Origin of the sequence: Thermoanaerobacterium sp. CMT5567-10, assembly GCF_030534315.2 — a bacterium.
In the GTDB taxonomy this organism is placed as follows: domain Bacteria; phylum Bacillota; class Thermoanaerobacteria; order Thermoanaerobacterales; family Thermoanaerobacteraceae; genus Thermoanaerobacterium.
The window spans coordinates 688,724-701,073 of the sequence record NZ_CP130558.2 but is presented as its reverse complement, the minus strand read 5'-3'; the positions used below and the strand labels follow the sequence as shown (position 1 = coordinate 701,073).

Below are 12,350 nucleotides of genomic sequence, written 5' to 3'. Positions count from 1 at the left end.
GCAATACGGTGCATGACATCGCAAACCATTCGAAAAAAAGTGCATTCTTTTCACACAGGGACCCTGAAGTCGTAAAATGGATTTGTTCATTAAAGAGATAAGCTATTAACTGGTACAGCTGAAAGGATCTTTAAAAGAGCCCTTTCAACTGTATATTAATGAAGGAAGGAGAGAAAATGAGAAAAATCGTAATTACAGGGTTGGTTATGCTCATGGTGTTACTGCTTGCTGCCTGCAGCATTACAAAAAAATCTTTGGGTGAAGTGGCAACGGAAAATACGGTAATAACAAAAACACAAGATAAAAATGCCCAGAAAACAAAGCAGAATGTCATGATTCCGAAAGTGATCGAAAAAATTCCTGATGGGTATTTTAAAGCATCAGAGCAGCCAGGAACATTAACGAATTTATATTACGAAACATATGAATCCTTTTCTTATGATAAAAAATCAAGACCACTTAAAAAACATGCGGTTGTATATCTCCCCTATGGCTATAGTAAGAATCAAAAATATGATGTGTTCTATCTGATGCATGGCGGTTGGGGCGATGAAACCACGATGCTCGGAACCCCGGCTAAACCATCCTCCTTTAAAAACGTCATTGACAATGCAATTGCTGCAGGCGAGATTAAACCGCTGATCATAGTATGTCCGACTTATAACAACACAAACGAGAATGGATTGGATTCCGCCAGCTTTTCTCTGGCAATGCAGCTGACGAGGAACTATCATAACGAGTTATTAAATGATTTGATTCCTGCAGTGGAAGGAACGTACAGCACCTATGCTGCCAGTACATCTGCAGAAGATCTGATTGCTTCCCGTGATCACCGTGGATTCGGCGGGTTTTCCATGGGATCGGTCGCAACTTGGCGGACATTCCAATACGGACTTGATTACTTCCACTATTTCCTGCCGATGAGCTGTGGGACAACTCTGGATGACAAAGAGATTTTTGCTGCAGCTGAAGGACATGATCCGAATGATTATTTCGTCTTTGTGATGACAGGAACTAATGACTTTGCGTACAGCTACGATAAAGCCAGAACGGATCTTATGAGAACGTCCCCTTATTTCATCGATGTCGATGATAGAGCTGATGGTAATTTTGCGTTTCGTGTCAAAAATGGATATTCACATGACGGAACCGCTGCGATGGAATACACCTATAACGGGATGAAAGCATTCTGGAGCGGTGAGGAGGAGACACAGGAGAAGCAGAAAGGGGTTCAGTCAGTCTTGGGAAATGATCAATCCTATAAAGCTTTCACTGCAGATACAAGAATTGAAGATGTGATTAAGGATCCAGCTTTCGGAAATTTTGGAAGGCTTCTCTTTCCGATAGATAATAGGTACTACAGTGGGGATACTCTTGGAAAACTTTACCTGACATGGTATAGCAACATTAACCCGAATAAAACAGTGGAAATCGTTAATTACTTGAAAAAACGTGCCAAATCAGGAGATACAATTTTCTATGACATTTATTCTGATGAAGAAAAAGCGCAAGACCCTACCAAAGAGGATACAGGGCTGTTCTTTTTCCGCGGCAATAAAGGCGCAAAAACAGCAATTATCAATGCAGGCGGGGGATTTGTATATGTTGGTGCGATGCAGGACAGTTTTCCACATGCTCTTGAACTCAGCAAAAAGGGGTATAACGCATTTGCCTTAATTTATCGTCCAGGTGCGCAGACTGCCTGTGAGGACCTCGCAAGGGCAATTGCTTTCCTGTATGAGAACGCCGATGAACTCGGAATAGACATGAAAGACTATTCTCTATGGGGCGGATCTGCCGGAGCACGTATGGCAGCATGGCTTGGAAGTTACGGCACTGAGAGCTTTGGAGAAAAGAGATATCCGCGTCCTGCGGCTGTCATTATGCAGTATACTGGTTTGTCGGAAGTAACGGGAAAGGAACCCCCGACATTTGCATGCGTGGGAACGAATGACGGAATTGCATCTTACAAAACGATGGAAGACAGAATCAACAGGATTAAGGCAAATGGAACCGATGCGGAAATAGAGGTCTTTCAGGGACTTTCACATGGATTTGGGCTTGGGGAAGGAACAGTCGCAGAAGGCTGGATAAATGATGCTATAAAATTTTGGGAAAAACATATGACAGAATAAGAAGTATACGCTTATGAAAAAATTGGGATGGTATCTATATCCATGCACATCATCGAATATACATACAAATCCCTTGATTTTGAGTTACTTTTACGCGTTAAATTTCACCAATATAATAATTTGCAAAGGAGATAGATAGTTATGAACAACGAAAAATTTGAACAAGAATTAATTTCTCTTTCTAATGAAAAATGGCACTGGATGTCAGAAGTAAAGTAGATTCCTTGAACTCCCTCTTCCATGAAAAAGCTGTCTTTGTTCATATGGGCGCAACCATGTCCAAGGAAGAGGAACTCGATGTCATTCGAAGCGGCAGAATTCATTACAAAGATGTGGACATTCAAGAAGTATCAGTACCGTTTATTGGAGAGACAACAGCGATCCTTTTGAGTAAAATTCGTTTAGTAGCCGTCGTTGGCGGTAATGAGGTTACCAATCCTTTTGTTGTCACAGAAGTGTATGTGAAACAAAACGATACTTGGATGTTAGCCTCACTCTCATTTACAAGATTGATTACTCCTTAAGAAAGTGGGCGTTACAATAAAACCCCATGCGCTGGAAAAAGGGCCACATGGTTTTGGATATCGTGGGGGATGGGTTCTCGCTATAGATCGCTTTCTTACAGTAGTATTTGATAAATAAAAATGGAGTAATTATAAAACGAAACTAAAAATATTGACAATAAATCATAAAGTTTCTTATTTTATAAATCAATAAAGACTGATAAAGAAAAAAAGATATTGATCGCTTATTTTTCATGCACGGTAAATACAAAGGCTATAGCGAAAAAGATTAATTGGGATTAGGAGGAAATAATGTGAAAGTATTATTAATTAATGGAAGTCCAAACAATAAAGGATGTACATATACGGCTTTGAGTGAAGTAGCAAAAACTTTGACAGAGCAAGGAATTGAAACAGAAATTGTCCATGTGGGGAATAAGGACATCAGAGGATGTATCGGATGCCGCAGATGCAAAACTGTAGGCAAATGCGTTTTTAATGATATTGTAAATGAAACAGCGCCTAAGTTTGAGCAAGCGGATGGCATTGTAATTGGATCGCCTGTATATTATGCCTCGGCAAATGGAACACTTATATCTTTTTTAGACCGTCTTTTTTATAGTGTGCCGTTTGATAAAACCATGAAGGTAGGAGCAGCGGTTGTATCGGCAAGGAGAGGTGGATGCTCAGCAACTTTTGATGAAATCAATAAATATTTTACAATTTCAGGCATGCCAATTGCTTCAAGTCAATATTGGAACAGTGTTCATGGATATACGCCAGATGATGTTCGAAAAGACGAAGAAGGACTACAAACAATGCGCACACTAGGAAAAAATATGGCTTTTTTAATCAAGAGCATTGCATTAGGGAAAGAAAAGTTTGGATTGCCAGAAAAAGAGCAGCGGATTGCTACCAATTTTATTCGATGAAAAAATTTAAAAGAGAAATGAATGTGATCGCGGTGTAAGAATATATAAATGGACAAAAGTGAGTTTAGCATTTAATAGGAAGATTAAATGATGGAGGTTATTATCGATGGAAAATTTTGTTTTTGAGTATGCAACAAAGGTTTATTTTGGCAAAGGTGCTGCAAAAGAATATCTGGCAAAGGCACTTTCAGCTTACGGAAGAAATGTCATGCTTGTCTATGGTGGCGGTTCTATTAAGAAAAACGGCATTTATGAAGAACTGATAGGCATTCTGAAAGATGCTGGAAAAACTGTGACAGAATTCTCCGGCATCATGCCGAATCCAACTTACACAAAGGTGCAGGAGGGTGCTGCACTGGCAAAAAAAGAAAAGATTGATTTCATTCTGGCTGTTGGAGGTGGCTCGGTCATTGACTGCTGTAAGATTATCGCAGCACAGGCAATGATAGACGATGACTTATGGGAAATGGAGATAGAGCGACACCAGCTTCCCTCCGTCCAGCCGATTCCTATGGGAGCGATTGTTACTGCCTCCGGTACCGGTGCAGAAATGAATGGCGGTGCAGTAATTACCAACCAAGAAAAGAAAATCAAAACAGGACTGTTTTCCGCTCCACCACGCTTTGCAATCCTCGACCCGGAATATACCAAGTCCGTGCCACCTATGCAGGTGTTTTCTGGCGCTTTTGATACGCTGAGCCATGCCATGGAAACCTACTTTGGACGCTCTGACAGGGACAATGTGTCCGACGATGTGGCATTGGCGATTATGCGGAATACGGTAGTCAATATGCGTCGTCTGCTTATAGACATCAATGATATGCAAGCACGTGGCAATCTGATGTGGGATTCTGCTATGGCGGAAAACGGTATTCTCAAGGTGGGTCGTCTTACAGATTTTCAGGTTCATCAGATTGAGCATCAGCTTGGAGCTTTTACCGATTGTAACCATGGTCAAGGGCTGGCTGTTATTCACCCTGCCTACTATCGCCATATCGTGAAAGATGCGGAGGAAAAATTTACCCGGTTTGCAAAGATCGTGTTTAATGTTGATAATGCTAAGGCAGGTATTGACGCTTTGGCCGACTTTATCAGGGAGTGCGGATTGCCAACAAAAATGGGGCAATTGAAATCTAAAGTGGAGATTACACCGGATGTGCTGCGCAAAGTAGCCGATACTTGCAATATCATAAAATGCAATCCACGTGAACTGAGTCGGGATGAAATTTATGAAATTTTGATGGAATGCTTGTGATGAATGAATTTTATGTCAGCAGAGCGAATGTTCATCTTTAGTATGATAATGTTTTTTTAAAACCTAAAAATACTTGTCCTAATCAGAAACAATGGAGGCATTTGACAGTCTTGTCAAGGCAGGAAAAGTGAGAGCTCTTGGCACTTCAGCAATGTACGGCTACCAGTCAAGCTTTAAAAATAATTGAAGATATATTTGAAGCCTTAAAAAAGAGGAGGGAATAACATATTATGAAAAAATTAGGCTTTGGATTGATGCGTCTGCCACTATTAGACAATAACGATCAGGCAAGCATCAATATGGAAGAAATGAAACATATGGTAGATACTTTTATTGAGAATGGATTTACTTATTTTGATACAGCATATATGTACCATAATTTCAAAAGTGAAATAGCAGCCAGAGAGGCGCTTGTAAAAAGGCACTCTCGTGACAGTTTTACTTTGACAACAAAAATGCCGACAATGTTTCTAAAAACAAAACAAGATATGGAGCGTATTTTTAATGAACAGCTTGAAAAATGCGGCGTTGAGTATTTTGATTATTATTTGCTTCATAATCTTGGAGTATCTCATTATGAGGTAGCACAGAAGCTTGACAGTTTTGAATTTATTCAAAATAAGAAAAAAGAAGGAAGAATCCGAAAAATCGGCTTTTCATATCATGATAATGCTGATTTGCTTGATAAAATATTAACTGAACATCCCGAGGTTGATGTGGTACAGCTTCAAATTAATTATTTGGATTGGGATAACGAAAGCATCCAATCTCGAAAATGTTATGAGGTAGCAAGAAAACATAATAAAGACATCATTGTAATGGAACCTGTAAAAGGAGGTACACTTGCGAATATACCAGAAAAAGCTGAAAAGCTGTTTAAAGATTACGCTCCAAATATGTCAGTTGCTTCTTGGGCAATACGCTTTGCTGCAAGTCATGACGGCATCATGGTTGTGCTGAGTGGTATGAGCAATATAAAGCAGCTTCTTGACAATATCAGCTATATGTATGATTTTAGACCTATGACAGAAGAAGAATTTGGAATTGTTAAAAAGGCTGTTGATATAATCAATGACTCCATTGCCATACCATGTACTGCCTGTGGTTATTGCGTTGATGGATGCCCTAAGAATATTCCTATTCCAAAGTATTTTGCTTTGTATAATGCAGAAAAACAAGCTATGAATACAGCCTTTTCAATACAAGGTGTATATTACAACAATTATGCGAAAACCTACGGGAAGGCTTCTGAATGCATTAAATGTAGACAATGCGAAAGACAGTGTCCGCAGCATCTGCCTATTTCAGATTTGCTCAAAGATGTTGCAAAAACATTTGAAAGTGTCTAATTTGCCGGCAAAAGCGAGCTGAACCTTCCCCTTGCCGTCCAAAAGCTCAAAAAACTATTCGGCATTCAAACACTGCTGCTGGAGGGAGGAGGCATTGCTAACGGGTCATTTTTGCAGGAGGATCTGATCGATGAAATTAGCCTTGTGGTAGTGCCTGCAGCCGAATGCAATGAAAGTGAAATCCCTCTTTTTAAAACAGGGAAATATGATGCCAAAACCACTTCGGCAAAATCTTTTAAGTTAAAAGAAGCAAAAAGACTAAGCGATAATGGCCTTTGGCTGGTCTATTCAAAAAATTAAAAAGAAAATTAATATGTACAATTTTGTAGAAATCGGCATTGATGACACAAACTTTAAAGTAATGGCGGAAAAAGCCTGCAGAGGCGATGTGTTACAAGGATTTAAGCATTTGACACCAAAAGATGTAGAGAACATCTTCAGGATGTGCCTGTAAAAACAGAACAAGATAGGAGGAAAACAACAATGGACAAAAAAGCTTTGGTAGCTTATTTTTCCTGTACTGGTACAACAAAAAGAGTGGCGGAAATTCTCGCTGATGTGGTTGGAGCTGACCTATATGAAATCAAGCCGGAGGTGCCATATACCGACGCAGACCTTAATTGGATGGACAAGAAAAGCCGTAGTTCGGTGGAAATGAAGGATCCGTCGTCACGGCCTGCCATTGCGGGCAAAGTTTCTAACATGATGGCATATGAAGTTATTTTTGTTGGATTTCCCATATGGTGGTATACGGCACCAAACATTATAAATACCTTTTTGGAAAGCTATGATTTTTCAGGAAAGACCATCATACTATTTGCCACTTCTGGAGGAAGCGGTTTTGGGAAAACGGTGGAAAAACTTAAAGGCAGTGTTTCACCAGATGCAAAAATTAAGGAAGGTAGGATTTTAAATGGCAAGCCGTCCAGAGTAGAGCTTGCTTCATGGATTAAAGATCTTGGCTTGTAAATAAAATAAAAAAATGACTTTGCTACTTGATAACATTTATAAATAGTTAGATTGTTATCAAAAACTTTTGTATGCAGGGTTTTTCTGTGATTCACCATTTAACGAAGATGTTTAGATGTCTTTGTTGATATAAAGAATAACCCTGTTTTTTTATATATTGACGAATAAAAATTATTTAATTATTTCATGAATGATGTATATTGTATGATGTCCAATATTATAAAAATATGAAATAGATAAAAGATTTTTTATGTTTTTATAGACTGACTTTAAACATTATAATATGCTATAATATTGAATATCAGGAGGTGAAAGTCCATGACGATTACAGAAGTAAGTGAAAAATTTAATATATCACAAGATACGCTCCGTTATTATGAACGAATCGGATTAATTCCTCGTGTGAACCGCAATAAAAGCGGAAACAGGGATTATACAGAAGAAGACTGTAAGTGGGTTGAATTTATTAAATGTATGCGAAATGCAGGTCTTTCAATTGAGGTATTAATTGAATATATTGCGCTGGTTGAGCAAGGTGATGAAACTATTGAGACTAGAAAAGAACTCTTAATTGAGCAACGTAATCATCTAATAAAAAAAATAGAAGATATGAATAAAACCTTAGAGCGTCTGAATTATAAAATTGAAGTGTATGAGAGATTGTTGGTTGAGAAAGAAAAAGAGTTAAAAAAGTCAGAAAATTAATAAAAAGGAGATGTTCACTTTTATGAACAATGACTTACGTGAGAAAATAAAAGAGTTAACATTGATTTTACTGTACTTAACATCGTGGGAAGAGGAATTATTAGATATAAAATACCGCAGAAGCTGGAAAGGATATGACTTTGGCATATTAGATGAGCTTGCTGATGATGACTTAATTAGTAGTGGACATAGATCAAAATCTGTTGCTATTACTGATGCAGGAATAAATAAAGCTAAAGTGCTGCTTAAAAAGTACGAAATAGAAGTTAATTAAAAATAAAATTATGAAGGAGCATGAGTTATAAAAGAAATGAAGCTACTTTAGATGAATGGAAAGAATTATATGATATTGCTCTTAAAATAAAAGAGCTAAAGCCATGAGCCTGACTATCCACAGCTTGTTTTACAGGATGAATTGCTCATAGAAAGGATTAATCGGCAGGAAGCCAATAAAAGTAAAATAGAAGTCGATATAGCTTATTTGACTGGTGCTATAAGAGATAAAAAATATGATGTTCCTGTTATGGAGAGATTATATGTTTTAGCAGAAAACACATCAGGACTTATAATAGATCAAGATTTTGTTTTTCCAGACGATAACGAGATGGAAGTCATATTTGGTATGACGGTTAATTATATTTTGGTACACCAATATGCCAGAACCCTGTTTTTTTGTATTGAGATAAAATGTACTTATGATTTTATATTTTTACAGTTTTTACAGGACCATTCATACAATAAAATGTTGCTTCTGCTTCGTCTGCGTAGAAGATTTCAAATATTGAGTCCTCCTCGTTGTACAAATTTCTAAGGGATGGCATGGTATCTAGTGCTGCTTTTTTCGATTCACGGCTTGTTATGAATACAGCTTTACCTTTTAAACGTAACCATTCACCAGTTTTCGATGCAACACTTATTTCGAATTTTGGGTTTGCTTTTAACTGTTTGTAGACGTCCTTTTGGTTATTGGTGCAGAAGCATAGCTTGCCTTCATATTCCATTGCAAAGCCAAATGGTCGTACCTTAGGTGTGTCGCCATCAACGGTTGCAATATAGAATGTTGGATTATCTTTCAGAAATTGTAAAACCTCTTCCATTTCATTTACCCCTTTCAATTTATTTTATAATTACGATATTATTATAACTCTAATGACACGTTAAAACAATAAAGTAGAGAAAGCAGCTCTTTTTGATAGTCTTTTTGTTTGGAGAAATTATAGTCATATATTATAATGTAGAAAAGGATTCAATTTTATGAATGATTTTTAGGAGGACAATTTATGTTATATATAGGATGTCACTTATCAGTTTCAAATGGATATAAAGCCATGGCAGAAGAGGCTTTAAAACTTGATGCCAATACGCTGCAGTTTTTTACAAGAAATCCAAGGGGAAGCAAAGCGAAAGATATAGATAAAAAAGATTGTGAATCTTTTATAGAAATTGCAAATAAAAATAACTTTTCAAAGGTAGTAGCACATGCACCATACACTTTAAATCCATGTTCGCCGGATGAAAGGACGAGGGAATTTGCTATAGAAGTTATGGCAGACGATTTGATGAGGATGGAGTATCTTCCTAATAATCTTTACGACTTTCATCCGGGAAGCCATGTGAGGCAAGGCGTTGATGCTGGGATAGAGTATACGGCAAATATGTTAAATCAAATACTACAACCGGAGCAGTCAACAATCGTGCTTTTAGAGACTATGGCAGGAAAAGGCTCAGAAATAGGAAAGACATTTCAAGAATTGAGGAAGATTTTAGATAGGGTAGAGCTGAAAGAAAAAATTGGGGTATGTTTTGACACGTGTCATGTATATGATGCTGGATATGATATTGTAAATGACTTAGACGGCGTATTAGAAGAATTTGATAGAATCATTGGGCTTGATAAGCTATACGCTGTCCATCTAAATGACAGTAAAAATCCATTTGGAAGCCATAAAGATAGGCATGAAAAAATTGGTGAAGGATATATAGGAATAGATGCGATGGCAAAGATTATAAATCATCCAATGTTAAAACATCTTCCTTTTATCTTAGAGACCCCCAATGACCTTCAAGGGTATGCAGAAGAGATAAAGCTCATTAGAAGTCTTTACAGCGAGTAAAATTTCCTAAACAATTGGAGGATATTTAAATGTTTGACATATGCTTATTAGGCACAGGTGGTATGATGCCTATACCAGGTAGAAATTTATCTTCTTTGATATTGAGGTATGGTGGAGTATCAGTATTGATAGATTGTGGTGAAGGTACACAAGTTCCACTGCAAAAATTGGGATGGGGGTTTTTAAATATTGATGCAATATTTTTTACGCACTATCACGGTGACCATATCATGGGGCTTCCTGGCATAATATATCAGATGATAAATCAAGACAGGGAAAAAGAACTTAAGTTAATTGGACCTAAAGGAATGAGCATTGTAAAAAATCTTTTAAATGTTTTGTTTGGGGATATGCCGTTTCCTATAGAGTACATTGAGATAGAAGATGAAGACAGCATAAAAATAGGGAATATTACAGTAAAAAATATCCTAGTAGATCATACGGTGTTATGCTTTGCATACAGCTTTGAAGTTAAGAGGCTGCCGGTTTTTGATGTAAAAAAGGCAAGGGCCCTCAATATTCCTGTAGAGTATTGGCACATACTTCAACATGGAGAAAACATAGTTAAAGACGGCAATGTGATTTATACGCCTGAAATGGTGTTAGGTAAAAGCAGAAAGGGATTAAAAGTAAGTTATAGTACAGACACTCGTCCAACAGAAAAACTTATAAGATTAGTAGAAGATAGCGATATTTTTATAGGAGAAGGAATGTATGGAGATCCACTGGATACAGAAAAAGCTATAAGAAAACTCCATTCCACTTTTATAGAAACAGCTTTAGTTGCAAAAAAGGCAAATGTGAAAGAGCTTTGGCTTACTCATTTTAGCCCTTCATTAAAAAATCCTTCTGAATACATAAAATATGCGAAGGACGTGTTTGAAAATACCGTAGTTGGGCAAGATCTGATGACAAAAGAATTACACTTTGAAAATTCATAAAAGTTTTATAGTAAATCATATAAAAATAGTTTCCTTTTTGTTAAAAAATGATAAAATAAAGTATAGACATTTGCTTAAAATAATTTTTATGATATAATAAATAGAAGTTATTAACGCAAACATATGAATAGGAGGATTTACTTAATGAGCAGTAATCTTAAAAAAATAGAGAATAGTGTAGCAACGATCGAATTAAATATTCCAAAGGAAAAATTTGAAGAAGGATTAAACTTTTCATACAAAAAAAATGTAGGTAGGTTTAACATACCGGGCTTTAGGCGCGGAAAAGCTCCTAGGATTATTATAGAAAGATATTACGGTGAAGGTGTATTATATGAAGATGCTATTGAACATTTGTTTCCTGATGCATATCAAGAAGCAATTGATTCTTTGAAAATCGAGCCTATAGATAGTCCTACTATAGATATTGTACAGATCGGAAAAGGCAAAGATCTAATAATTGAAGCAGTAGTACCAATATTGCCCGATGTAGAGCTTGGACAATATAAGGGTATAGAAGTCAAAAAAGTAGAGTATAATGTAAAAGATGAGGATGTTGAAAATAGATTAGAGCAGATGAGACAAAGAAATGCCAGGGTAGTACCTGTAGAAGATAGAGCGGCTCAAATGGGTGATATAGTTGATATAAGTTTTGAAGGATTCATAAACGGTCAACCATTTGAAGGTGGCAAAAGCGATAATTACTCATTAGAGCTAGGCTCTAAGACATTTATTCCTGGCTTTGAAGAGCAGATTGTAGGACACAACATAAACGATGAATTTGATGTCAATGTTAAGTTTCCTGAAGATTACAGAGTTGAAGAATTAAAAGGAAAAGATGCAGTATTTAAAGTTAAGTTGCTTTCAATTAAGTACAAAGAGTTACCAGAGCTAAACGACGATTTTGCAAAAGATGTAAGTGAGTTTGATACATTAAATGAATTAAAAGAAGACATAAAGAGGGAATTAAAAGAGCAGTACGATAGAAGCGCAGAAGAAGAAATGAAAGAAAATGCAGTAAAAACTGTAGTTGTAAATTCAAAAGTTGAAATACCTGAAGTTCTGATAGACAGGCAAATAGACATATCTTTAAGAGATCTTGATTACAATCTCAGGTATCAAGGATTAGACCTTGATAAATACTTAGAGATAACAGGAAAGACAAAAGAGGATTTAAGGAAAGAAATGCATGATGATGCTGCATTAAGGGTAAAGACACAGCTTGTGGTAGATAAGATTGGCAAAGTTGAGAATATTACTGCTACAGATGAAGAAGTAGAAAATAGGTTAAATGAAATGGCAAGAAATTACAATATAAATGTAGAAGATTTGAAGAAAGAATTGAATGAGTCACAGATAAACAATATAAAAGACGATATAGTCTACTTTAAGACGATTGACTTTATATTTGAGAATAGTAAAATAGTAGATAAAGAGGAGTGATATT

Annotated in this window: 15 protein-coding genes and 1 pseudogene; 15 read left to right on the top strand and 1 reads right to left on the bottom strand. The window is 36.6% G+C overall.

What is annotated here, in order from left to right; all coding sequences use genetic code 11:
* Window positions 1–158 precede the first annotated feature (158 nt).
* The 12 genes and pseudogenes from Q2T46_RS15515 to Q2T46_RS15505 all read left to right on the top strand — a co-directional run.
* Window positions 159–803: pseudogene (locus tag Q2T46_RS15515) on the top strand (alpha/beta hydrolase); the annotation flags it as partial.
* 354 nt (window positions 804–1,157) lie between these two features.
* Entirely contained in the window at window positions 1,158–2,135 is a 978-nt protein-coding gene (locus tag Q2T46_RS15510; protein WP_399388532.1) for an alpha/beta hydrolase, read from the top strand.
* Between the two features lie 191 nt (window positions 2,136–2,326).
* Window positions 2,327–2,659 carry a nuclear transport factor 2 family protein gene (locus tag Q2T46_RS03670; protein WP_303264216.1) on the top strand — a complete coding sequence of 111 codons (333 nt, stop codon included), beginning with the start codon at window positions 2,327–2,329 and terminating at the stop codon, window positions 2,657–2,659.
* A gap of 293 nt (window positions 2,660–2,952) precedes the next feature.
* On the top strand, window positions 2,953–3,570 hold the full coding sequence (locus Q2T46_RS03665) for a flavodoxin family protein (protein ID WP_303264217.1): 618 nt from the start codon (window positions 2,953–2,955) through the stop codon (window positions 3,568–3,570).
* Window positions 3,571–3,676: 106 nt separating this feature from the next.
* The gene (locus Q2T46_RS03660) at window positions 3,677–4,825 is read left to right on the top strand and encodes an iron-containing alcohol dehydrogenase (RefSeq protein ID WP_303264218.1); all 1,149 of its coding nucleotides are present in this window, start codon (window positions 3,677–3,679) and stop codon (window positions 4,823–4,825) included.
* Between the two features lie 230 nt (window positions 4,826–5,055).
* Window positions 5,056–6,174, top strand: a complete 1,119-nt coding sequence (locus tag Q2T46_RS03655) for an aldo/keto reductase (RefSeq protein WP_209452630.1) — start codon at window positions 5,056–5,058, stop codon at window positions 6,172–6,174.
* Between the two features lie 18 nt (window positions 6,175–6,192).
* The gene (locus Q2T46_RS03650; protein WP_209452700.1) at window positions 6,193–6,474 is read left to right on the top strand and encodes a dihydrofolate reductase family protein; all 282 of its coding nucleotides are present in this window, start codon (window positions 6,193–6,195) and stop codon (window positions 6,472–6,474) included.
* A 13-nt stretch (window positions 6,475–6,487) separates the two neighbouring features.
* Window positions 6,488–6,628 carry a hypothetical protein gene (locus Q2T46_RS03645; protein WP_209452631.1) on the top strand — a complete coding sequence of 47 codons (141 nt, stop codon included), beginning with the start codon at window positions 6,488–6,490 and terminating at the stop codon, window positions 6,626–6,628.
* A gap of 29 nt (window positions 6,629–6,657) precedes the next feature.
* Entirely contained in the window at window positions 6,658–7,143 is a 486-nt protein-coding gene (locus tag Q2T46_RS03640; RefSeq protein ID WP_209452701.1) for a flavodoxin, read from the top strand.
* 318 nt (window positions 7,144–7,461) lie between these two features.
* Window positions 7,462–7,848 carry a MerR family transcriptional regulator gene (locus Q2T46_RS03635; protein ID WP_209452632.1) on the top strand — a complete coding sequence of 129 codons (387 nt, stop codon included), beginning with the start codon at window positions 7,462–7,464 and terminating at the stop codon, window positions 7,846–7,848.
* Window positions 7,849–7,870: 22 nt separating this feature from the next.
* Entirely contained in the window at window positions 7,871–8,122 is a 252-nt protein-coding gene (locus Q2T46_RS03630) for a DUF6429 family protein (protein ID WP_209452633.1), read from the top strand.
* 141 nt (window positions 8,123–8,263) lie between these two features.
* Window positions 8,264–8,659, top strand: coding sequence for a DUF6930 domain-containing protein (locus tag Q2T46_RS15505; protein WP_399388046.1), 396 nt, complete (start codon window positions 8,264–8,266; stop codon window positions 8,657–8,659).
* Here Q2T46_RS15505 and Q2T46_RS03625 read toward each other — a convergent pair.
* Complete coding sequence (locus Q2T46_RS03625) at window positions 8,550–8,945, bottom strand: pyridoxamine 5'-phosphate oxidase family protein (RefSeq protein ID WP_303264219.1); 396 nt, start codon at window positions 8,943–8,945, stop codon at window positions 8,550–8,552. The two genes, Q2T46_RS15505 and Q2T46_RS03625, sit on opposite strands and share 110 nt — an antisense overlap.
* Window positions 8,946–9,128: 183 nt before the next feature.
* On the opposite strand from Q2T46_RS03625, the gene Q2T46_RS03620 reads away from it, so the two are divergent.
* The 3 genes from Q2T46_RS03620 to tig all read left to right on the top strand — a co-directional run bounded on the left by Q2T46_RS03620 (window position 9,129) and on the right by tig (window position 12,346).
* Window positions 9,129–9,962, top strand: a complete 834-nt coding sequence (locus Q2T46_RS03620; RefSeq protein WP_209452635.1) for a deoxyribonuclease IV — start codon at window positions 9,129–9,131, stop codon at window positions 9,960–9,962.
* Between the two features lie 29 nt (window positions 9,963–9,991).
* Window positions 9,992–10,903: a ribonuclease Z gene (locus Q2T46_RS03615; protein WP_303264220.1), complete on the top strand. Its 912-nt coding sequence runs from the start codon at window positions 9,992–9,994 to the stop codon at window positions 10,901–10,903.
* Window positions 10,904–11,047: 144 nt separating this feature from the next.
* A complete protein-coding gene (gene tig, locus Q2T46_RS03610; RefSeq protein ID WP_303264221.1) occupies window positions 11,048–12,346 on the top strand; it encodes a trigger factor in 1,299 nt (432 codons plus the stop codon).
* Window positions 12,347–12,350 lie beyond the last annotated feature (4 nt).

What these genes read in the sequence shown, in the direction of transcription:
- Q2T46_RS15510 (WP_399388532.1), top strand. Translation starts at nt 1,158, where the DNA reads ATGGAATACACCTATAACGGGATGAAAGCATTCTGGAGCGGTGAGGAG.
- Q2T46_RS03670 (WP_303264216.1), top strand. Translation starts at nt 2,327, where the DNA reads ATGGCACTGGATGTCAGAAGTAAAGTAGATTCCTTGAACTCCCTCTTC.
- Q2T46_RS03660 (WP_303264218.1), top strand. Translation starts at nt 3,677, where the DNA reads ATGGAAAATTTTGTTTTTGAGTATGCAACAAAGGTTTATTTTGGCAAA.
- Q2T46_RS03655 (WP_209452630.1), top strand. Translation starts at nt 5,056, where the DNA reads ATGAAAAAATTAGGCTTTGGATTGATGCGTCTGCCACTATTAGACAAT.
- Q2T46_RS03645 (WP_209452631.1), top strand. Translation starts at nt 6,488, where the DNA reads ATGTACAATTTTGTAGAAATCGGCATTGATGACACAAACTTTAAAGTA.
- Q2T46_RS03640 (WP_209452701.1), top strand. Translation starts at nt 6,658, where the DNA reads ATGGACAAAAAAGCTTTGGTAGCTTATTTTTCCTGTACTGGTACAACA.
- Q2T46_RS03635 (WP_209452632.1), top strand. Translation starts at nt 7,462, where the DNA reads ATGACGATTACAGAAGTAAGTGAAAAATTTAATATATCACAAGATACG.
- Q2T46_RS03630 (WP_209452633.1), top strand. Translation starts at nt 7,871, where the DNA reads ATGAACAATGACTTACGTGAGAAAATAAAAGAGTTAACATTGATTTTA.
- Q2T46_RS03625 (WP_303264219.1), bottom strand. Translation starts at nt 8,945, where the DNA reads ATGGAAGAGGTTTTACAATTTCTGAAAGATAATCCAACATTCTATATT.
- Q2T46_RS03620 (WP_209452635.1), top strand. Translation starts at nt 9,129, where the DNA reads ATGTTATATATAGGATGTCACTTATCAGTTTCAAATGGATATAAAGCC.
- Q2T46_RS03615 (WP_303264220.1), top strand. Translation starts at nt 9,992, where the DNA reads ATGTTTGACATATGCTTATTAGGCACAGGTGGTATGATGCCTATACCA.
- tig (WP_303264221.1), top strand. Translation starts at nt 11,048, where the DNA reads ATGAGCAGTAATCTTAAAAAAATAGAGAATAGTGTAGCAACGATCGAA.